The 21,794-nt window shown below is 45.7% G+C and carries 17 protein-coding genes; 15 read left to right on the top strand and 2 right to left on the bottom strand.

All coding sequences use genetic code 11. The annotated features are described in order from the left end of the window. The first annotated feature begins 34 nt into the window (after positions 1–34). The 13 genes from BM358_RS18770 (at position 35) to BM358_RS18710 (ending at position 15,472) form a co-directional block, all read left to right on the top strand. Positions 35–1,627, top strand: coding sequence for an ABC transporter substrate-binding protein (locus tag BM358_RS18770; RefSeq protein ID WP_028542290.1), 1,593 nt, complete (start codon positions 35–37; stop codon positions 1,625–1,627). A gap of 134 nt (positions 1,628–1,761) precedes the next feature. Beyond that, on the top strand, positions 1,762–3,033 hold the full coding sequence (locus tag BM358_RS18765) for a M20 family metallopeptidase (RefSeq protein WP_023989677.1): 1,272 nt from the start codon (positions 1,762–1,764) through the stop codon (positions 3,031–3,033). A 13-nt stretch (positions 3,034–3,046) separates the two neighbouring features. Then, a complete protein-coding gene (locus BM358_RS18760; RefSeq protein ID WP_028542291.1) occupies positions 3,047–3,982 on the top strand; it encodes a DUF1177 domain-containing protein in 936 nt (311 codons plus the stop codon). A 64-nt stretch (positions 3,983–4,046) separates the two neighbouring features. Then, on the top strand, positions 4,047–5,036 hold the full coding sequence (locus tag BM358_RS18755) for an ABC transporter ATP-binding protein (RefSeq protein ID WP_023989675.1): 990 nt from the start codon (positions 4,047–4,049) through the stop codon (positions 5,034–5,036). Next, positions 5,020–6,021, top strand: coding sequence for an ABC transporter ATP-binding protein (locus tag BM358_RS18750; protein ID WP_028542292.1), 1,002 nt, complete (start codon positions 5,020–5,022; stop codon positions 6,019–6,021). The genes BM358_RS18755 and BM358_RS18750 overlap by 17 nt, the downstream gene beginning before the upstream one ends. A gap of 269 nt (positions 6,022–6,290) precedes the next feature. After that, positions 6,291–9,032: an alpha-L-rhamnosidase gene (locus BM358_RS18745; RefSeq protein WP_028542293.1), complete on the top strand. Its 2,742-nt coding sequence runs from the start codon at positions 6,291–6,293 to the stop codon at positions 9,030–9,032. A gap of 34 nt (positions 9,033–9,066) precedes the next feature. Further along, positions 9,067–10,263: an MFS transporter gene (locus BM358_RS18740; protein WP_028542294.1), complete on the top strand. Its 1,197-nt coding sequence runs from the start codon at positions 9,067–9,069 to the stop codon at positions 10,261–10,263. A gap of 29 nt (positions 10,264–10,292) precedes the next feature. After that, on the top strand, positions 10,293–11,291 hold the full coding sequence (locus BM358_RS18735; protein ID WP_028542295.1) for an AraC family transcriptional regulator: 999 nt from the start codon (positions 10,293–10,295) through the stop codon (positions 11,289–11,291). A gap of 94 nt (positions 11,292–11,385) precedes the next feature. Next, positions 11,386–12,387, top strand: a complete 1,002-nt coding sequence (locus tag BM358_RS18730) for a phosphotransferase enzyme family protein (RefSeq protein WP_028542296.1) — start codon at positions 11,386–11,388, stop codon at positions 12,385–12,387. A gap of 90 nt (positions 12,388–12,477) precedes the next feature. Further along, positions 12,478–13,629: an immunity 26/phosphotriesterase HocA family protein gene (locus BM358_RS18725; RefSeq protein WP_028542297.1), complete on the top strand. Its 1,152-nt coding sequence runs from the start codon at positions 12,478–12,480 to the stop codon at positions 13,627–13,629. Positions 13,630–13,664: 35 nt separating this feature from the next. Further along, positions 13,665–14,183 (top strand): hypothetical protein, encoded by a 519-nt coding sequence (locus BM358_RS18720; RefSeq protein ID WP_028542298.1) that lies wholly within the window; start codon positions 13,665–13,667, stop codon positions 14,181–14,183. 36 nt (positions 14,184–14,219) lie between these two features. Beyond that, positions 14,220–14,879 carry a DUF2625 domain-containing protein gene (locus tag BM358_RS18715; protein ID WP_028542299.1) on the top strand — a complete coding sequence of 220 codons (660 nt, stop codon included), beginning with the start codon at positions 14,220–14,222 and terminating at the stop codon, positions 14,877–14,879. 56 nt (positions 14,880–14,935) lie between these two features. Next, positions 14,936–15,472 carry an SMI1/KNR4 family protein gene (locus tag BM358_RS18710; RefSeq protein ID WP_023989666.1) on the top strand — a complete coding sequence of 179 codons (537 nt, stop codon included), beginning with the start codon at positions 14,936–14,938 and terminating at the stop codon, positions 15,470–15,472. Positions 15,473–15,607: 135 nt separating this feature from the next. On the opposite strand, the gene BM358_RS26955 is transcribed toward BM358_RS18710, so the two are convergent. Both BM358_RS26955 and BM358_RS18705 read right to left on the bottom strand, forming a co-directional pair. Next, positions 15,608–16,216 (bottom strand): hypothetical protein, encoded by a 609-nt coding sequence (locus tag BM358_RS26955; RefSeq protein ID WP_231517240.1) that lies wholly within the window; start codon positions 16,214–16,216, stop codon positions 15,608–15,610. Between the two features lie 20 nt (positions 16,217–16,236). Further along, on the bottom strand, positions 16,237–18,240 hold the full coding sequence (locus BM358_RS18705; RefSeq protein WP_231517241.1) for an endo-beta-N-acetylglucosaminidase: 2,004 nt from the start codon (positions 18,238–18,240) through the stop codon (positions 16,237–16,239). 191 nt (positions 18,241–18,431) lie between these two features. On the opposite strand from BM358_RS18705, the gene BM358_RS18700 reads away from it, so the two are divergent. Both BM358_RS18700 and BM358_RS18695 read left to right on the top strand, forming a co-directional pair. Continuing rightward, the gene (locus BM358_RS18700) at positions 18,432–20,276 is read left to right on the top strand and encodes a sensor histidine kinase (protein ID WP_028542300.1); all 1,845 of its coding nucleotides are present in this window, start codon (positions 18,432–18,434) and stop codon (positions 20,274–20,276) included. Continuing rightward, a complete protein-coding gene (locus BM358_RS18695; protein ID WP_028542301.1) occupies positions 20,269–21,792 on the top strand; it encodes a response regulator transcription factor in 1,524 nt (507 codons plus the stop codon). The genes BM358_RS18700 and BM358_RS18695 overlap by 8 nt, the downstream gene beginning before the upstream one ends. The last annotated feature ends 2 nt before the right edge of the window (positions 21,793–21,794 follow it).

Here is a 21,794-nt window from a genome sequence, read left to right as displayed (position 1 = left end):
AATAAATAGATCATTAAAGGGGAGAACGTAAGCCATGTTGAAAAAAAGTCTTTCTCTAATTGTCGTCTTGTCTACGTTGCTATGGACGGCAGGCTGTGCGAGCAATGCTAACAGCCCGTCCGCTTCATCTGGAGAGAAAGGCGCAGATGCCCCATCCCCACCAAAGACGATTACACTTGCTTACTCGGAGGGAGGGTCAACCATGGACCCTGCTGAAGCAAGTGATCTTACCTCGGACACCCTTGTGCTTGCGCTCTATGATCAGCTTGTGACCTACGGCAAAAAGTCTACGGATAGCGGTGAAGTGGCAGATACGGAAGCAATTAAGCCCATGCTGGCTGAAAAATGGGATGTGTCCGCTGATAACATGACTTATACGCTCCATCTGCGTAAAGACGTTAAATTCCAAAGCGGCAACCCGCTGACCGCCAATTCTGTGTTGTATTCCTTTGAGCGGCTTAAAAATTCCGATTCCGGTAGCTTCCTGTATGGTATGAGCTCCATTAAAACCACTACAGCGTCTGATGAGCACACCGTTGTCGTTACATTGTCCCAACCCAATCATATGTTTCTGCAAATCCTGTCATTGTACAACTTCTCTATTGTGGATGATGTGCTTGTCAAAGAAAATGGCGATGGCGACTATTTGAAAACACATGCGGCAGGTTCAGGTCCGTTCAAGCTTGAAAAATGGGACCCTGCGACAGAAGCTGTCTTTAATGCTAATGCCAGCTACTGGCAAGGAGCGCCAAATCTGAGCAAAGTAACGATGAAGTTTACCAAGGAAGCTTCCAACCGTGTACTTCTGCTAGATAAAGGCGATGTGGACATGGCGATTGAAATTCCTGCAAAGGACGTTTCGAAGCTGGAAACCAACGCTGATCTGAAGGTTCAATCCAATGCAAGTAACCGGATTCTGTATTTCGCCATGAATAACAAAGTCAAACCTTTTAATGATCCAAAAGTGCGTCAAGCCATTGCTTATGCTATTCCTTACGACCAATTAATCGACGATGTCATGTACGGTCAAGCAAAGCAAATGAAGAGTTCTGTAGCGAGTAACACGCCTGGCTACACGGATGCGGGCTACAGCTACAAGCACGACTTGGACAAAGCAAAACAGCTGCTTACAGAAGCGGGTTATCCTAATGGGTTTAATTTTGATCTGACACTGGGTTCCGGCTTCCAGGACTGGGCAGATGATGCTGTATTGATTCAAGCTGAACTTGCCAAGATTGGCGTAAAGATGAATGTTGTCAATGTTGCCCGTGCACAGTTCCTTGAACAGCAACGAGAAGGCAACCTGACAGCATACATTTCCAAATGGACTTCCTTCGTCAACGACCCTGGTTACCATCTCGGGTTCCTGATGTACAGCGGCGGTTCTTCGAATTATATGCATTATGCTAATGCAGAAGTGGATAAGCTTTGGGAACAAGCAGGCAAAGAGCAAGATGAAAATAAACGTAAAGAGCTGTATGGCAAAGCACAAGAGCTTATAAATCAAGATTCGCCATGGGCGTACCTGTATGAATACAATCGGGTTGTTGGCATGAGCAAAGACGTCACTGGATATGTTTACTACCCAGATGAGGTTATCCGATTCTATTCATTGAATAAAGAGTAAGTTGTGATCTTACCTTATGCCTTCGGTTTTTACAGCCGAAGGCTATCATTTTACACCTGAAGTATGAAGCTGATCCCGATGGATCGTAAAAAATTTAGTTGGCTAAATGAAAAACGTGAAGGGATTGAATGGAAATGACAGATTGGAAAACGTTAGTTCTTGATGAAATAGATAAACGGCAGGACGAATTGCTTGAGCTATGCTCGCGGTTGATTCAGTTTCCTTCGGAAAATCCTCCAGGTGATTCACGCGAAATTAGTCAGTTCATTATGGACTATCTTAAAGAAGCAGGTATAGAAACAACGGTGCATGAATCCGGGCCGAATATGTGGAATCTCATTTCTGATTATGGCGCTGAAACGGCGGACGGAAAAAAATTGATTTTCTGTGGGCATACAGACGTCGTGCCGGCAGGGGACCGTACTCGTTGGGATTTTGATCCGTTTTGTGGTGAGATACGTGATGGCTATCTCCTGGGTCGCGGTGCTTCGGACATGAAAGCAGGACTGGGCGGATTAATATTTACCGTTGCGCTTTTCTCCAAACTAGGCGTACCACTCGAAGGTGCGTTGTCGTTGCTTGTAGTTCCAGACGAGGAAACTGGGGGACATCTCGGAGTACCTTGGGTGCTGGAAAGAAAGCTGATTGAAGGAACAGCTGCTGTGATCGCAGAGCCTTCAGGCCCGCAAAACCCGACCATCGGGCAAAAAGGAAGCTGCTGGTTTGAATTTACCGTTGAAGGCACACCGGGTCATGGCAGTTTGCAGCCGATTGCAGGTGAAAGTGCTATTTTGAAGGCAGCAAAAGGAATTGAAGCGCTGCAACAACTGTGGGACATCAAGCCGGACATCCCGGAAGAAGTCAAAGAGATCATTGAAATTTCCAAGCGTTATGCAAGTGAACGGGAGAACCCAAGCTATGGACAAGCGTTTGATCATGTAACAGTGAACATTGGTACGATTCAGGGAGGCACCAAAGTCAATGTGGTTGCAGACCGTTGCACAGTGCAAGTGGATTCCCGTGTTCCATTTGGCGTAGACCACCGCGATGTACTGGCCAAAGCCAAAGAATTGCTTGCAAGTGTAGGCATTGACGCGGAACCCAAACAATTCGGATTTTATGGTAATGCCAACTGGACCCCTCCAACCGAGCCGATTGTACAGGAGCTTGTGGAATCTATCGCTGAGGTCAGCGGTAAAGAGGCCTATGGCGTACTGCAATGGGCAACCAGCGATGCACGTGCATTCCGCAAATACAATATCCCGGTATTGCAATACGGGCCTGCCGAACTGTCGACCATTCACAATTTTAATGAAAAAGCTCCGGTATGGCAGATCATTCAATCTGCGAAAGTATACGCCTTGACGGCGCTTAAATATCTGAAAACAACACAAAAAGAAGCATAAGGGGATCTGCCGTATGATGAAACAAGTTTTTGAAGTCTATGACCTTTTGGATAGCCCGTTTGCCAGCGGGGCAGAAGTCAAAGCTTATTTGGAACAACTGGGTCAAGCGGAGATTACGGTCTCCACCGTGAAAGGTGAAAAGGGCTCTACGGATTTTATTAAAATTGTCATTGCCGGTAAAACGGGTCGCATTCAGGGGGGCGATTCTCCAACCTTGGGTGTAGTAGGGCGACTTGGTGGACTTGGAGCACGACCGGAAATGATCGGATTTGTATCCGATGGTGACGGTGCGGCAGCGGCAATTTCGGCGGCGGCTAAACTATTGTGCATGCAGTCCAAAGGAGATGTGCTTGACGGAGATGTGATCATCTGTACACATATTTGTCCAGATGCACCCACTCAGCCCCATGATCCGGTTCCATTTATGGATTCACCCGTAGATATTTTGACGATGAACAAATATGAAGTGACACCCGAAATGGAAGCGATCCTATCCATTGATACGACCAAAGGGAATCGGGTCATTAACCATAAAGGTATTGCCATTTCCCCGACGGTACGTCAAGGCTATGTGCTACGAATTAGTGAAGACCTCGTCGATATTGTTCAGACCGTTACTGGCGAACCGTGTGTCACGTTTGCTGTAACTACGCAGGACATCACACCTTATGGTAACGACCTGTATCACATCAACAGCATTTTGCAACCAGCGGTGGCAACTTCCGCTCCAGTGGTTGGTGTAGCCATCACGGCAGCTGCTCCTGTCCCAGGCAGTGCAACGGGGGCCAGCCACGAAAGCGATATTGCGCTGGCGGCCAAATTGGCTGTAGAAACAGCCAAAGCTTATGGACGTGGGCAATGCTCTTTTCATTCGGAAAAGGAGTTTCAACATATTACTAAATTGTACGGTACTATGAAGCATCTACAAACGATGGGCAAGTCTGAATAAGCTTTATTCCCTAAGTTAAAAAGAACATGAAGGTTCAATGATGGACAAGGAGGAGGAAGAGGGCATGGCACAACTGCTTGAAGTAACCAACCTCCGGACGGAGTTCAAGACTGCGGCTGGCACCATCCGGGCTGTGGACGGCGTCGATCTATCGGTTGGCAAAGGCGAAACACTCGGAATCGTTGGCGAATCCGGGTGCGGCAAGAGCATTACCTCCCTTTCCATTATGCAGCTCCTCCCCAAGGGACTTGGGAAAGTAGCCGCTGGTGAAGTACGGTTTAACGGTGAAAACATGCTGGATTTTTCGGAGCGGAAAATGCGCTCGATTCGTGGCAACGAGATGGCCATGATTTTTCAGGAGCCGATGACTTCGCTAAATCCTGTGTTCAAAATCGGCAAGCAAATTGCGGAGTCTGCCCGATACCACCACGGTGTAAGCAAACACAAAGCGAAAGACATGGCTGTGGACATGCTGACGAAAGTGGGAATTCCACGTCCAGAAAAAGTAGCCGCTTCTTATCCGCATGAACTCTCGGGCGGGATGCGCCAACGGGTGATGATTGCGATGGCGATGGTGTGCAATCCGAAGCTGCTGATCGCCGATGAACCGACAACGGCACTAGACGTAACCATTCAAGCACAGATTCTTGACTTGATGCGTGAGCTGCAGAAGTCCGAAGGAACTTCCATTCTGATGATTACTCATGACCTTGGTGTCGTTGCTGAAATGTGCGATCGGGTCGTGATTATGTACGCCGGACAAGTGGTAGAAGAAACCGATGTAAAAACGCTTTTTAAAGAGCCCAAGCATCCGTATACACAAAGTTTGCTAGCTTCACTGCCACAATTAAACAGTGATCAGGAGCGTCTGGCTTCCATTCCGGGCCAGGTTCCCAACCCACTTGATATGCCACATGGCTGCCGCTTTGCACCACGTTGTCAGTTTGCCAAGGAAATTTGCCGTGCAGAGGCCCCGGAGCTTACAGAAGTGGAACCCGGACACAAAAGCCGCTGCTTGCTACAGCAGGAGGGATATCATGAGTACACTGCTTGAAATACGTAATTTGAAAAAACACTACCCGATCAAAAAAGGACTTTTTTCCAAACAAGTGGGAGCAGTCAAAGCGGTGGATGGTATTAACCTGACTGTACAGCAGGGTGAAACCCTGGCAATCGTGGGAGAATCCGGCTGCGGCAAATCCACAACTGGACGGGCAATTCTCAGATTGATCGAACCGACGGATGGAGAGATTCTGTTTAACGGCACGGATATACGTAAGCTAAACACAGAGCAGCTGCGCAAATTCAGAACGGATATGCAGATGGTGTTTCAAGATCCGTTTGCTTCGCTTGATCCCAGATGGACGGTACAGCAGGTGCTGGAAGAACCGCTCATCACGCATGAAAAGCTAAGCAAAACGCAGCTCAAAGAGCGGGTGGAAGAGCTGCTCGAAGTGGTCGGATTGTCTCCTTATCACGCACATCGTTATCCGCACGAGTTCTCGGGTGGTCAACGCCAGCGGATCGGGATCGCACGGGCACTGGCGCTTCATCCCAAATTTATCGTGTGTGACGAGCCAGTCTCGGCCCTCGATGTGTCGATTCAGGCGCAAGTGCTCAATCTGATGAAGGACCTGCAAAAACAATATGACCTGACGTATATGTTCATTTCCCATGATCTGTCGGTCGTCAAATTTATCAGCGACCGCGTGGGTGTGATGTACCTGGGCAAGTTGGTCGAACTCGCACCGACCCAAGAAGTGTTCAGAAAGCCGCTGCATCCGTATACAAAGGCGCTAATGTCTGCGGTACCTGTAGCTGATCCGGAAGCGGAGCGTGATCGGATTGTACTCAAAGGGGATGTGCCCAGTCCAGAAAATCCGCCAAGTGGTTGTGCGTTTCATAATCGCTGCCCGGCAGCCATGGAGATATGCAGCAAAGTACAGCCCATCTTTGCCGAAGCTGCACCAGGGCGACAGGTAGCCTGTCACTTGTATCCAGCTTCCACGCCCGAACAAGCGCTAGCTGGACAGGCATAGGCCAGCTGAAAAAGAATAGATAAACCTTCTAGCAAGAATCAAGCCTGAATCCTTCTCAAACGGATTCAGGCTTTTTTTTAAGTGTAGCTGTTCTGCAAACGCACATATTTTTCCAATAAATCCATTTTAAGATTCAATATAAGGGGTGGAATTTCAACACCTGTAAATCAAGCATATAACATGCAGGGATACAACATTGCGCACAATCAATGGAAGCGTTTTAATTTGAATATAGAAATACAAAAGAAGACCTCAGGGAGGACATAAGAATGCTAAAAGTGAAAGCGCTTAGATGCGAGCATTTAAATAATCCGATTGGATTGGGTTGTCTAAAACCGCGGTTAAGTTGGCAGATCGAATCTGAAAAAATGTATGTTTCTCAAAAACGTTTCCAATTGCAAGTATCCGTTCATCCCACTTTTGAACCGCTGATTTGGAATCATTTTACCTATTCGGATCAATCCATTTTGTTTCCCTATGAAGGCCCCCCGCTGGAATCAGGACAAAGATATTATTATCGGGTAAAAGTATGGGCTCAGGGAGCAGGTGACACAGAACCGGAAGAATCGGAATGGAGTGAGTCCGGCTTTTGGGAGATGGGGCTGCTCCATGAGCAGGACTGGAAAGCACAATGGATCACAGTGAAGGAGCGGAGCATCCATGAACAGTTTCAGACAAGAGCTCCTTTTGCCGCTTCCAAATATTTTTCGGTTGAGGGAAAAGTGAAAAAAGCAGTCATTTATGCTACAAGTCTTGGGTTGTATGAACTGGAGTTCAATGGACAAAGGGTGGGCGATGCCTACTTTACCCCGGGATGGACGGATTATAACGATCGTGTCCAGGTGCAAGCATATGACGTGACTTCTACCATTCGAGAACAACATAATCGAATCACAGCCACGGTGGGAGAAGGCTGGTACAGCGGTTATCTGGGCTGGCAAAAGCGCAAGGACACCTACGGGAACACGAATGCATTGTTATTTCAAATGAAGATTAGTTATGAAGATGGCCGTTCTGAAGTCATTTGCTCTGATTCTTCCTGGGAGGAAGCGAGCTGTGCCATTTTAATGTCGGATATTTATAACGGCGAAATCTATGATGCCCGACTTGAGCACCAGGCAGCCGAACATAGCTCCTTAACCGAACGGAAAATGATGCAGGTCGTCTCGTTCCCGTTAAGTCATCTGATTGCTCAGGAGAACGAGCCTGTCCGTGTGATGAACCGATTGAAGCCTGTTGAACTCATTCGAACTCCTAAAGGTGAGCTGGTGCTTAACTTGGGTCAAAATATGGTAGGCTGGCTGGAATTTAAAGTGGAAGCCCCCGAAGGTACGGTTCTGAATCTGGTTCATGGTGAAGTGCTGGATCAGCAAGGGAACTTTTACAGAGATAATATTCGGGATGCAGCGCAGCAGATTACGTACATTTGTAGCGGGAAGGGGACGGAGATATTTAGGCCGCATTTCACTTTTCAAGGCTTTCAATATGTGAAGCTTGAGGGCTTTCCTGATGGCGTTACGATTGAAGATTTTACGGGTGTTGTTCTGCATTCGGACATGGAGACGATCGGGGTGTTTGAGACATCTGATCCAAAGCTGAATCAACTTCAACACAATATTGTGTGGGGGCAAAAGGGGAACTTCCTGGATGTGCCAACCGATTGTCCGCAGCGTGATGAGCGATTAGGCTGGACCGGCGATGCACAGATTTTTGCTAGAACTGCCAGCTTCAATATGAATGCGGCTTCCTTCTTCCGAAAGTGGCTTAGGGATTTGGCTTACAACCAGCTGGAAAATGGGGCAGTGCCTTTTGTAGTGCCGGATGTCCTCAAAGGAACCTTTGCCGATAATATGGACAAAACGACGGCAGCATGGGGAGACGCGGCGGTTATATGTCCGTGGACCCTATATCAATGCTATGGGGATAAGCAAATCTTAGTGCAGCAGTATGACAGTATGAAAGCATGGGTGGATTATATTCGCGCCCAAGGGGACGAAGAGTGTCTTTGGGATACCGGTTTGCAGCTGGGAGATTGGTTGGCGCTGGATAGCGAGGAAGGAAGCTATTTTGGGGCGACGGACGGAACGCTAGTGGCCACTGCTTATTTTGCGTATTCGACTCATATTTTGGCACAGACGGCCAAACTTCTGAATCGCTATACCGATTACAACACATATAAAAGCTTACATGATGGGATTAAAACGGCTTTTGCGAACCGCTACTTCGATGACGCGGGCAAATTGACCTCCAATACCCAGACTGCACAGGTTGTGGCTTTGCACTTCGGATTGGTGCCAGAAAAGTATAAAACGCAAGTGATCCAGGAGCTCGTACGGCTCATCGAAAAAAATGATATGCATCTGGATACCGGCTTTGTGGGCACCCCCTATCTATGTCTGGTTTTATCCGACCATGGCTATACGGATGTCGCTTATAACATTTTATTTCAAAATGATTATCCTTCATGGCTCTATCAGGTTGAACGGGGAGCAACGACCATGTGGGAGCATTGGGATAGCATCAAAGTGGACGGCTCATTCTGGAGCACCGATATGAACTCGTTCAATCACTATTCCTACGGTTCAGTAGGAGACTTTATGTACCAAAATATTGCTGGAATCGATGTGCTTGAAGCGGGCTATAAAAAATCACGTTTAGCTCCTAAACCGCCTGCCAATCTTACTTCGGCCCATGGCAAGCTGGAGACGCCATATGGCACGCTTGAAGTCCAATGGGAAATCGCGAATAAAGAAATGAAGATGACGGTTCACGTACCACATAATACGACGGCTGAGATTACACTTCCGGGCGTTATGGAGCCGGATGCACTACAGCAGACCATTGCTATGCAATATCCGTCGATTCAGTATCCGCCTGGTGATGTGCCACAGGAGCTGGCCGGGAAATTAGGTTCTACAGGGGAACAGGCGATTTTCCAAAGGGGCGGAGATCATGAAATGACGTTTACGGTCGGTTCTGGACAGTATACGTTCCAGTACAGATGCAACTAGAGGCTAAATAACATAGACTAGAGGTGAGAGCTTAATGAATATAAAGAACAAAGTTTTGTTTAAAACGGCGTTGCTATCCATTTCCTTAGTCCTGACGTCAGCGAGTGCCATTTCGGCTGTCATACCGATGATGCTGAACCAATTATCAGGCGTCTCCAGTTCGCTGATTGAAAGCGTAGTCACGATTCCATCCTTCTCGATGATGCTGTTTGTGCTGTTGAGTGGTCCGATTTCTTCCCGATTGGGTAAGAAAAATACAGTCCTGCTAGGACTTTTGCTGGTGGTCATCGGCGGAATACTTCCTATGTTCACGACTAATATTACATGGATTCTTGCGCTGCGTTTGGTACTAGGTGCAGGTCTCGGGATGTTCAATTCACTGGCCGTCAGTTTAATTAGTGATTTTTTTGAAGGGGATGAACGCGCTCAATTAGTAGGCTTTCAAAGCGCCGTTCAAGGACTCGGAAGCAGCTTGGCTACCTTTGTGGCAGGGCAGCTCGCCCTAATTGACTGGCAGTTCGCTTTTTTATGCTATGGAATCACCATTCCTATTGCGCTATTATTCTTTCTGATCATTCCCGAACCAGAGCGCGGTGAGCCTACAGTAGAGGATTCGACAGAAAAGGGTCACAAGAGCGGGGGAATATCCATACCTGTACTTGGATTAGGGGCTGCACTTTTTCTGTTTATGACTTTTATCATGATTGTATATACCAAAACAGGCATTATGATTGCTGAAAAGAGCATGCCCAATGCTGGTTTTTTAGGAACTGCGTTAACGCTGTTTTCCTTGTCCACCATGATTGCAGGCTTCTTGTTTGGTAGAATCTATAAATGGTTTAGAAATTACGCTCCCTTTATCTCCAGTCTATTAACAGCAACAGGTTTTGTACTACTATGGTTTGCTCAGAATGTGACCATGGTTACCGTTGCTATGTTGATCATTGGCTTTAGTTTTGCGCTGTTTATTCCTTATATTTTTACCATACTAACTAAAATCGTACCTAAAGGCAGTGAGACTTTATCCATTTCCATTGCGATGGTAGGGTCCAATTTGGGAGCGTTTGCTTCGCCTTATGTGATCAAGTTAGTTGGCGTGTTGTCTGGAAATGAAACGGCTTCATTTTCCTTCCTTGTTTCTGCGATTGTATTTACGATTGCGGCACTCCTTTGTCTGGGAATCGCTATTAGAGGAAAGGGAAGCAAAACTCAAGCGGCAGTCCACAGTTAATGGGGAGTCTGAAGGAGGAGTCAGTATTTATGAACCTTCATGAGTTGGATCAGTTGCTGAGAAACAAAACGGAAATTGAACTTTTACAACAGCAAAACAATCAGGTGATTAATGATCTCTCCAAAGAATCGGAGAATGAGCGTTTTTTTGATATAAATCAGAATATATACCGTATGCCCGCTTTATTTTTCTTTGGAGAACATGATATTTATATTAGCAAGCACAATAGATTTGCTCCGATGCTGGAACACATGCATGAATTTATTGAATTAAACTATGTTTACTCAGGTAAGTGCAACCAAATCATAGCAGGCAAAGAAATTCAGCTTTGTGAAGGCCAAGTATGTGTCCTGGATAAGGATGTGCCGCACAGCATCGCTCCTTTGGGAGAAGACGATATACTGATTAATATCTTGCTACAAAGAGAAACAATTTCATCCCTATTTCTGCAGCGGCTATCTAAGAAAAAAAGCCTGATTGGCGAATTTCTAGCCAACTCTGTCCTCCAGCATCAGCACCATAATCACTTTATTATTTTTGAGTCGCAGCATAATGAAAACCTTCAATATATATTGCGTAGAATCTTAATCGAATATTATTCCAGGCAAGAGGATTCGATGGAATTGGTGAAGGCTTATTTGCAAATTGTATTTGGAGAATTGGTCCGTGTATTGGAAAGCGAGCATAATATTCACTTAAACCAGCAGGAAGATAATATTACCTCTATTCTGAATTACATGGAAGAGCACTATCAGCATTTAAGCCTACAGCAATTATCTAACCATTTTAATTACAATAGTACGTATTTAAGTAATAAGTTAAAAAAAGTAACCGGTCTTACTTACACTCAGCTTATTGCCAACATTAAACTCAATGCAGCCTATTCTTTGGTAGTGAATACCAATCTGCCGTTCGAAATGATATTTAAACAGGTGGGATATAACAGCATGAGTTTTTTCTATAAAAAGTTTAAAACAGCATATGGTGCCACCCCGCAAAATATCCGAAACAAACAGTTGAGGAAATGAAGGATATACAAGGACGTCCAATTCTAATGGGCGTCTATATTTGTTATAATATCTGCAAATTCATAAGCTGGTGTTTATAAGGGAGGGTACATCCTTGGAGGCAATACTAAGACGTCACTGGCCGGAGTGGAACGGAACGCTGCAGAAACAAACCGGGGGTTGGAATAATACGACGTATTTTGTTAAGAGTGGTGGGCGAAACGGAGTGCTGCGCGTCTACGATACACACAAGGATCGGGACAAAATTGAATTTGAGCATGCAGTTTTGCAGAAGCTGAGTAAGCGTTCACTATCGTTCAGGACACCCACGCCTATTCCGACGGTCAGGGGAGAGACGCTCGCTCAGCTGGAGAAGGAAAGCGGTAAATATGTGTGTCTGTTCGAATACATAGAAGGCATATCACCCCTGGAGCAGGATTCAAGCTTTGCCTATTCTTTGGGCGAGACTACGGGGGAATTATCGGCTGTGCTTGCGACATTCAATCTTGATATGACTCCAGTCTATCGACCGTATTATGCTTTGAAGCAATCCTATCCGTTGTGTAACCGTGAAACGGTTCAGGGCTTTTGTTTACATCCGCCTGAGCCTCTAAAGGATTTGCATGAAGAGCTGCGATTAATAGGGGAAGCTTATGAAGAGATTACAGATTCGCTTCATGCATTGGAAGAGTTGCCGCATCAGCTTGTACATGGAGACTTGAACGCTTCCAATTTGTTAGTAAAGGATTCTGATCATAGTCTAGTAACCGCACTGCTTGATTTCGAATTTTGTACGCTAGACGTTCGGGTCATGGAGCCGGCGGTCATCTTATCAGGATTTTTGGGACAACCAGAGGAGACGACAGCAGTTCGGGATTTTTGCCGGGGCTTCAGCCGCCAGGTTCATTTAAGCCACACCGAGATTGATGCTGTGCCTATATTGATGCTGCTTAGGAAGGTAGACGTATTTCTTCATTTTTTGAGTCGCTTTCTGGAAGGAACGGATCAGTCACACGTATTGCAAGAGCAGGTCAAACAGATCTCTGCCGACTTGCGCCAGCTTTCCACCAGCAGTAGCTGGATTCAGGAGGAGTTGGTCCAAGCTGGAACAGTGTAGGAATAAACGAGCTACATGCTGCGTTATGTTATAATCTTTGGGAAAATTGAACCCGGGTGCATTGAGATGTACTTGGAACTGGAGGAACAGATGAATAGTTGGCTAACGAACGCGTTACGACCGTACTTCGGGCTGGAGGTGCTGGAAGAGCATTGGGATGTGGTAGAAATTAAAGAAGGATACTTTATTTGTGTGGATGGAGACGTTATTCGCAAGCGAATTTCTTCCACTGAGGATACTTATGGAGAAACCGATGTAGAGATTTTTACGCGTGACCGGGCATTTGTTTTGCCTAAAACGGCTCGTGGCAAAGAGAAAAAGCTGAATTACACAAGTGTTTCGAGCATCAAGGCAGAAGGCGTGACCTTTTCAGCAGGCATTCGAAGGGATCGTCCTCTTAGTTATGTTACTGCTGTGAATAGCAAAACGGGTGTGAAACTCCCTATTACGGGATGTGAGCATTTACATAGTAAAGAAGAGATCATCGATTGGCTTCAGCAATATCCGTCACTTGTGCCCAAGGATTACGATCGCAGGTTGCACCGGTTGAAGCATATGAAAAACCAGCGTTATAAAACGGTCCCAGGAGACATCTTCCGCGTGGAAATAGACCTTTTCACAGATGGATATGTGCTGGTCGTTGGAGATTTGCGCCAAATGCAAAAGGATCAGTTGTTTTCAGAGGAGAGCATTTGGAACAGTGTCATGACCATGCCTTTATTCGTACGTCCATATTTGTTTACGAGTCGTGACCGTTCAACAGCTTTGGAATCTATCACATCCGCCCCATTATCCGAAACGACCTGGATTGTTATGGATGATTCCTTTATGCGGGGTGCCTATGAGCGAGTAGGGCATAAGCTGTTAGTGGAAGAGGATATTGTGTTCCCCATCGGCTATGGCTGTAGTACGGATAGTAGAAAAGAAAAAACATATAGTCTGTCCTGGGGAACGGGCACGGTTTCCAAACCGGAAGGGGAGACCGTGTTCAAGTCCTCGCGAAAATTTTCAAATAACGGTGCTTATTCAGGTATCGTTGCCGACTGTTTTGGCTCCTGGGAAGAGCGGGAGTGGCACAAAACGCTGGATAATCCGTTACATCAGGATGAGCGTCGAAAAGCACTGGCCGAATTCGGATTCCCGGAAGACATTTCGTATGATGAGTTCAACCGTCAAACGGGAGGACTCACGCGTTCGGAATATCTCGCATATTTGGCAAGAACCTATGGCGGGAAAAAGTGATACAAACGAATTGAATTTTTTAATAGGAGGGGCCCATGAAATATCTTAAGGATTGCCCGGAACCAGGCATGGGAACCTGGTATTTTGAAATAGATTCGGATGGAATAGCTTATCGACAAATTGTTATCCAGGATGACGGCACGTATATCGCCTCTAATCGCAAGCACGAGCAGTATCATTTCTTATTAGCTGAGAAAGCGATTGAATATACAGAGCCCTATTATACGCAAATTACAAAAAAAGAGTTTGAAGAAGTCTGGTCCAATTATCTTCACACCTTGAACCAGGAATGGCATCAAATCAAAAATGCACTGCCCGTTGGAACTAAGGTAAAGGGTTATATTGAAGTATTTTTTCCACACGGTACGCTTATTCATATTTTCCAGCATCATGCGGTCGGATTGTCAGACACTCGTACATATGAGGAAAAGACACCATCCGAGTGGATGTATCCGAAGCATGAGGTCACGGCAATTGTAAAAGGATACGACGAAGTGAATCAGTGGGTGATTTTAGATCAAACGCAGGTTTTCAAAAATCAGTTCGCAGGTTGAAAGTGAATTTTGGGATATGCGGGAAGGGGAATGAACATGCATACTTTAACGGTTGATGAACTGGTGGATAAGGATAACCATGCATGGGAAGAGGTCAGAAATATTCTGAAAGAAGGCCGGAATTCACATCAAATTGTATCGGCCGAATCGGAATCCGCTACGGGGGACACGCTGTACCGTTTGCAGGTGAGTACGAAATCGTATTTGGGAACAGTTGCCTATGAGACAGGAGGAATCGTGTTTGATTACGGTTGGATCACCTTGCTGGGTGCGGGTGGCTCTGGAATTTTCGGTAGCTTGACCTCATGGAACGGGCTTCAAGAACCGGAAAGTGTTCCTGCGCTTGAGGGGATGCTAATGGTGGCCTATGATGCAGCAGGTGGATTTTTTGGATTGGATATAGGGAAATTCGGACGTAGCGGTCACATCTACTATTTTGCACCAGATGCATTGGAATGGGAATCCACTGAGCTGGCCTATTCCGGTTTCTTGAGCTGGTTGGCTGAGGGAGATTTGGGCTTGTTCTACCAGACATTCCGCTGGAACGGTTGGCAGAAGGATATGGAGCAACTTCAGCAGGGAGAGGTATTTGCATATTATCCGCCGCTATGGACCCAAGAAGGTGGAGGGGAGACCAGCAGCAAGTCGCCTATAGACATTACAAATGCATGGCAGGTGGCATTGGATAAGGAATAGCTTTTGTGGTAGAAACAACAACTCTTAGAGGCATCAAGGCATGGAGGTTGGCACATATGTGGAGTATTCAATTTGAACAACCGTTTGTAATAAGTCAGGAAGCAACTGATGAACAAATCGCGAATTTTTTGAAAACATGGAACATAAAGCTATCCGAGCAAGAGATTCACGAAATCAAGCAAAGACAAGTGAACCCTTTTCCAAAGTCGTCTCCTTTCTATGATCAATATAAACCTTTAGATCCTGTTGGCTGGCATCTGCCCCAAGGACAATTTCCTGACAGCTATATGGAGTTTTTGAAATATTCTAATGGTGGGGAGTTTCAAAATGGAGAACGTTATTTTCAGTTTTTCAATACCGAAGATTTGAGAGAAATGAACCTCGCCTACGAGTTGCCGGAATATATGCCGGGTGCTGTGTCGTTTGCGATGGATGGGTGCGGAAACCACTATATGTTTGATATGAGAGAGGAAAAAAGAAACAATGAGTATCCCGTTCTTTTTGCTCATTCTGGTAGTCTGGGATATGACGAATGTGAACAGGTTGCCCATTCATTTATAGAGCTGTGTACGGAAAAATGGGCATTGTATTGATACCTGCATGATTCTGCCCAATATATAGCCAATAGTGAGAAGTCTACAAACAGTCCCATTGAAGGAACTCTTCATTGGGACTGTTTGTAGCGGATATGCGATACACAATCAGGACCATGGGATTCTTGCACAAAGCTATCTTACATATGTTGTGGCCTGATTGCCGGCATAATCTTCAAGCACGATCTTTAGCGAGCTGGTACGAGAAGTAGGGGTAAAAGTCAGTTCACTTAATTTTGTTCTTCCCCGGACAATGTAAGGAAACTTTTTCGATACATAAGTTACGCCAAATTGCTTGGGCACATCGTTTTCGTATACATATAAACGATGCCAGTCCTTCAAGGTTGGTAGAGCAAGCGTATACGTTGACCCAGTGACCGTCACATTCTCTTCTACATAAGGCTCTATCGTCGTGTCTGCGAGATGCCCGGTGTATGCTACAGGTTCATGATTGCCGATAGCGATACGTAGTGTGTAGCTATCACCGTTTGTGGGCAGATCGGTAAACGTAGCCGTTTCAGCGCCATTGTCCGCCGTAATGGTTTTATGGAATACGGTGTCCGTATAGTCGGTGATCAAGTTCAATTTAACCGTTCCGTCCGCTTCAGAGGGATTTTTCCATGTTACTGTAGCTTCACCGTTTTCTTGAGTCTCCACCTTAATATGACTGACGGCAGCATTCAGATCGTAGCTTAATCGAGCCGGTTCGCTTTCCGTTCCATCAGCCCCAACTGCAGTAAGCATTAATTCACCGGATTTATGGTTTAGGGATTTAATATAATAGGATGAGTCATTTTGAATCCCGTCGGCGCGGCTGGTTTCAGGACAGAATGGTCTGTTATCTTGATTTGGCCGATATTCATCTGATAGTTTTTGATTGTTTTATTTGCGTTATCAAAAGATAAACCCAAAGCTACAATTGTTTCTCCTTTATAGGCACTCAAGTCCAGATTGTGGCTTACCCAGCCCGTGGTTTGTTTACCAGAGTTAGGGATGCTGACTTTTACGACTTGGCCGGGGTTATTTTTGAAAATAAGTCCGATACTCAGCACCGAGCTGTCATCGGAGGAAGGCTTATTGTACGTGATGGACAAGTTTGAATTCTTATTTACCGACAGATCCGTTTTATACAGGCGTAAAAAGTTATCTGAATTCAGCTCTCCGTTAACGACGAGGGAGCTGCCACCCTGATAAGCGCCCACAGGCTGATAGGTAAACCGAGTGCCTTTGGTATAATTCGGACCATAGTCATAGTCAACCGAGAGCGGTTTACCTTTGGTATCGAGCCACCATTGCCAAGTTACCGGGATATCCTGAATATTGATGTTGGACCATTCCTTGGGATTGGAGATGACTCCATTCACGACATACTGCAAGCCATGTCCGGTATTGAAGCTGGTATTAAAATGGGAGCCACGGATGACAGAACGTTCGGCGATATATGCCGCGATACCGTCCCAGTTTGCGCCCGAAGCTTTTACATCGGACAAATCTACACTTGGGTTTCTTTGTGCACGGACGGGATTCTGATTCGGACCTGACCACCAGACACGGTCGCGGATAAAGGTCATCCATTGATAGGCATTGTCAGCTCTGCGATTGGTGTCCTGTCCGCCAAACTCTTCATCCAGCGCATTATGTGTGAAATCTGCTCCCAACGTCGCGATACTGTTCATTGGCTGCCCGTTCTCACCGATATTCAGACGTAGATCGTATTTTTGCTTCCATCTGCCAAAGTCACCGTTCCCGCCCTCAATCCCAGCAAAAACGGTTTTAAGAGGGTCCAGACCCAATTGCTTGGCATGGTCGCCGGAGCTTTTCAGCTTCGCTTTGTCCCACCAATAATTGAGAAAAATAGAATCGGACACCTGTCCGTATTGCTTGTCTTTGACAAACGGGCTGTTCACGGCATTAAACTCATTTTGATAAGCAATTTTACCGGTTTCGTTTACGGTGGAGTCGTACCATTGCACATACATGCCCTGATCTCGCAAGTATTTCATAAACTGCTTGTAACGGGGGATGTCCTCTGTAGCTACGCCTTTTGAAGCTTCCTCCTGGTTGATGAAGTAGCCGTCATAGCCATAATATTTCGCCATTTCGATCAATTTTTTGGCTACTGGAAATCCACCCTGAGCATCCTGCACGAGCATTTGCTTATACGTTTGCGGTCCACGGTCATTATCCGAGAAAAAAATGCAGGCGATGGAGAGAACGCCGTTTTTGTGCGCCGCATTCGTATAACCCGGATTTGGAATGTTCAGAATGCCGAACTCGAACCATTTTTCCGTCCAATCCTTTTGGGGATCGTATAGCTCTTCGGGTACATGGGCGGTAGGCATGCCATGCCAGTAGCCGTAATAGTCGGTATACTGCCAATAGTTAAACAAGTATTGACTGAATTTATTGGTATAGGAATAGCTATCAAAAAAAGCGTTTCCATAATCGCCGCTAAGTGTAAACATTTGCGTGTCAGGGCTTAAAGCAGGTTGGGCCTGTGTAGCGGCGAAGGAGCTGTTACGTTGTTGCAGAGGGACGCGAGCGCGAAGCATATCTCCATAGACATCTTTGGTAGGAGTCCAGTCCAAAATATGTGAGCTGGCGTATCCGTGCTGATAAGGCTGATTCGGCCCTTTGGCGCTTTCTCCTTCATATGGGAGGGTATCGCCTGCATAAACGGATGGAGAGAGGGTTTGACTTAACAGGACAGAAGTCAAAACCAGCGCAGTCCATTTTAAAGCGAACTTGTGAACCTTGTTACGTTTCATAGCTCATCCCCCTAACGAGTATTTATCCCCCCTAAAGATAATCAATAAAACGGTTTTTACATAGAGGCTAAATTAAAGATATGGCGTTTAAATTAAAGAAAATCCTCATTTTCATGAATGCGCTTACTTATATCCAGCGAAGGACATGGTATACTTTATTTACGCATGAACGATCCTGGAGGGCTTATACGATGAAAAGGGGCAATAGATACACAGCTTATTTTAAAAACAACATGTTCCTGAGGATACTATTGTTGTTCTCCTGTATTGCCATTTTGTCAATTATTACGATTGCATATGTCACGTATATATCCATATCGCAATCCATGATTCGACGGGAACTGGATACCCAGAAAGCAGCGATGGAGAGTGTTGACCGCTATATCCATCTCCGGCATGAATCCGTTCAGAACATGGTGCGGGATATGTACCGGAATGAGGCGCTCTCGATGAACGTTTCTTTTTTTATGGACCACGCGTATTCCGAATATGTACAGCACCGCATGGACGAAACGTACATGGAGAGTCATGATTATTCAACAGATGTGCTCACTTATTTTAAAAATTGGCTGGATGAAAATAGCGATATTAGCAATTTGATATTGTACAGTGCCGACCAGCAATATTTGTCCACCTTCAATGAGAGCAAGCAATTCAAGCAATTCCCGGTGCATGCGGCGCGTTCCTTTGTACCGGATGTGATGGCTGCCGAAAGCAAAAGCGTCTCTGCTCCGAATTACTGGATTCGGAAGGCGATCGATCAGTGGAGCCCCTCGTTATATTCGTTACAAGTCCCCATTAACAATAAGCAAACACTCAAAAATACCGGTCAGCTTCTGGTGTTTCTAAATTCCAAAAGTATCTCCAATGCACTTGCCAGCTACGGGAACAACCTGAAGGGAGAAATTATCGTTCTGTCCACCCATGGAACCGTTCTGTTCGATTCAAGGAATAACTATTACGGAAAAACGTACCCTTATGTGGAAGTGACCCGATCATTATATGACGATGTGGATTCCGATGCCGGGATCATTCAGGCGAAGCAAAATATGTATATTAACAAGCTGATTTCTCCGGACGAAGGGTATGTCGTGATTGGCGCTGTCCCTAATGAGGAAATGGCGGAATCGTATCGGGGTATCCGTAATACGATTTTGACAATCAGTGTCGTTTGTATTCTGTTTGCTGTGCTGTTCCCTGCCTTTTTCGTCATTAACTTTGCTAAACGAACGAATCGGATTATTAAATTCACTCGTCAGGTGAAAAATGGCGATCTTACAGCTCGTATCCAAGACCCCCAAGAGGATGAGCTGGGACAAATCTCTCGAAGCTTCAACGATATGCTGGACGATCTTAATCTATATATTGAACGGGTGTATAAAGCAGAGATCAAGCAAAAGCAAACGGAGCTTGTTGCCTTGCAGGCACGTATTCATCCACATTTTTTGTATAACACGCTTGAAGTGATACGTATGAGGGCGATTTCCCAGGGAGCCAAGGATGTAGGAGAAATGATCTATAGCTTATCGGTATTGTTCAAAAGCCTGGTTCAGCAGAAAAAAATATACACGCTTAAAGATGAATTGGAGGCTTGCAGATTATATCTTGAGTTGTTCAGAATACGCTACAAGGAAAGGTTCAATTACACGATTACGGTCGACCCCGAGTTGTATACTCGTTCTGTCATGAAGCTGATGCTTCAACCCATTATTGAGAATTATATTGTTCATGGTATCCAAAGCGACCGGAATGATAATGTGCTGACCATTGAAGTGAGTGAAACGGGGGAGGTTCTGCTGGTTGAGATCCGTGACAATGGGAAGGGCATTGAAGGGGAGCGTTTGAAACAGATTCTGGAGGAACTGGAACGCCAGGAAGAAGACGGACAAATGTTTGGACTACGCAGTGTGCACACCCGACTTCGGTTTTTACACGGAGCCGATTCCGGGATTGAACTGGAGAGCCGCAGCGGCGAGGGAACGACGATTCGGGTACGATGCCCTAACAGGGAAGGGATGGATGCCATATATGTATAAAGTATTTATTGTAGACGATGAGCCTTTTATCATTGAGGGATTATACGATATTGTGGATTGGACCTCTTTTGGGCTAGAAATTGTCGGACATGCGGAAAATGGATCTTTAGCGCTGGAAGCGCTGGCCTCCAGACCCGTGGACGTACTGATTACGGACATTTCTATGCCGACGATGGATGGTCTCAGGCTGATTCATGAGGCGAGAAAGCTGTATGCTGACTTGAAGGCGATTGTGTTGAGTGGATTTAATGAATTTGATTACTTGAAGGAAGGCATGAAGCTGGGCATCGAAAATTACCTTTTGAAGCCGATTAATGTGGAGGAACTGGAATCCACTTTATGCAATACAATGGAGAAGTTGGACAGGTCCCGGTTGGATCAACAATATGAGACGTTTGGGGTGCAAGTTCTCAAGGAAAATACGTTGTACCGTTGGCTGACAGGACAGATTGCGCCTACAGAATTCCAGGAACGTGCTGAATTGATAGGTTTTTCGTTAAATATCCCCTTCATGGAGGTAGCTGTGTTACGGACGGAAGGGAATTCGGCAGGAATGCATCAACAGTTAAGGCAGTACATTCAACACCAGCCCGATTTAACATTGTTTCGCGATGTTGATGCGGTTAGTGTAATCATTGCCGCACTACCGAATTATGAAGAGGGCAGACAGGACTTGTTAACGCTGTTGGAGGATTTTTCTGTTCAGTGGTCGACGGACGGGGAAGAAACGGTGTATATCGGGATAGGCAGCGCCGGTTCGCTTGCTGCAGCTCCACGCAGCTATAATGAAGCTAAAAAATCTTTGGAATATTTTATGATATATAATGACCGCCGGATCATTGACTATACAATGCTGGAGGAGAGCGAGGGCAACGCTGGTGAGACTTGTTCCATCGACTGGAAGGATTATGTGAAGCTGATTATAGCAAGAGACCTAGATGCGCTTACCGCACGAATTCAGAGTGATTTTGAGCAGCTTCAGCATCTCGAAAGTGTTACCCCGGATGAACTGCGGAATATGGCGCTGGAGTTGGTGATCCGGTTCAAGATGGAGCTGGAGAACATCAAGCATTCCAATGAGTCGGAACGGTTTCAGCAGGGGCTTCACCAGATAAAATGCTGTACGACATTGGCAGAGCTGGTGAGTGCGCTTCAGCATGTGGCGACAGAGACGGTGAATTCACTGCTACAAGATATGAAAAACCCTATCGTAAGTCAGGTGCTGTCCTATATCCATGTTCATTATGCCAAGGAGCTATCATTAAAAATATTAGGATACCAGTACCACCTTCATCCCGTTTATCTCGGTCAGTTGTTTCATAAGGAAACGGGCGAAACCTTTGCTGAATATATCAATCAGTACCGGATTAAAAAAGCCAAGGAACAGCTTAAAAACACCAATCTCAAGGTACACGAAATTGCGCGGAACGTGGGGTATTGGGAGACGGGATATTTTTATAAGCAGTTCAGAAAATATGTGGGCATTTCCCCGACAGACTATAAAGGATTGGGATAAAT

Source organism: Paenibacillus sp. cl130, assembly GCF_900116035.1.
Taxonomy (GTDB): Bacteria; Bacillota; Bacilli; order Paenibacillales; family Paenibacillaceae; genus Paenibacillus; species Paenibacillus polymyxa_B.
The sequence above is the reverse complement of the archived record's forward strand: the minus strand, read 5'-3'. Positions and strand labels throughout refer to the sequence as shown.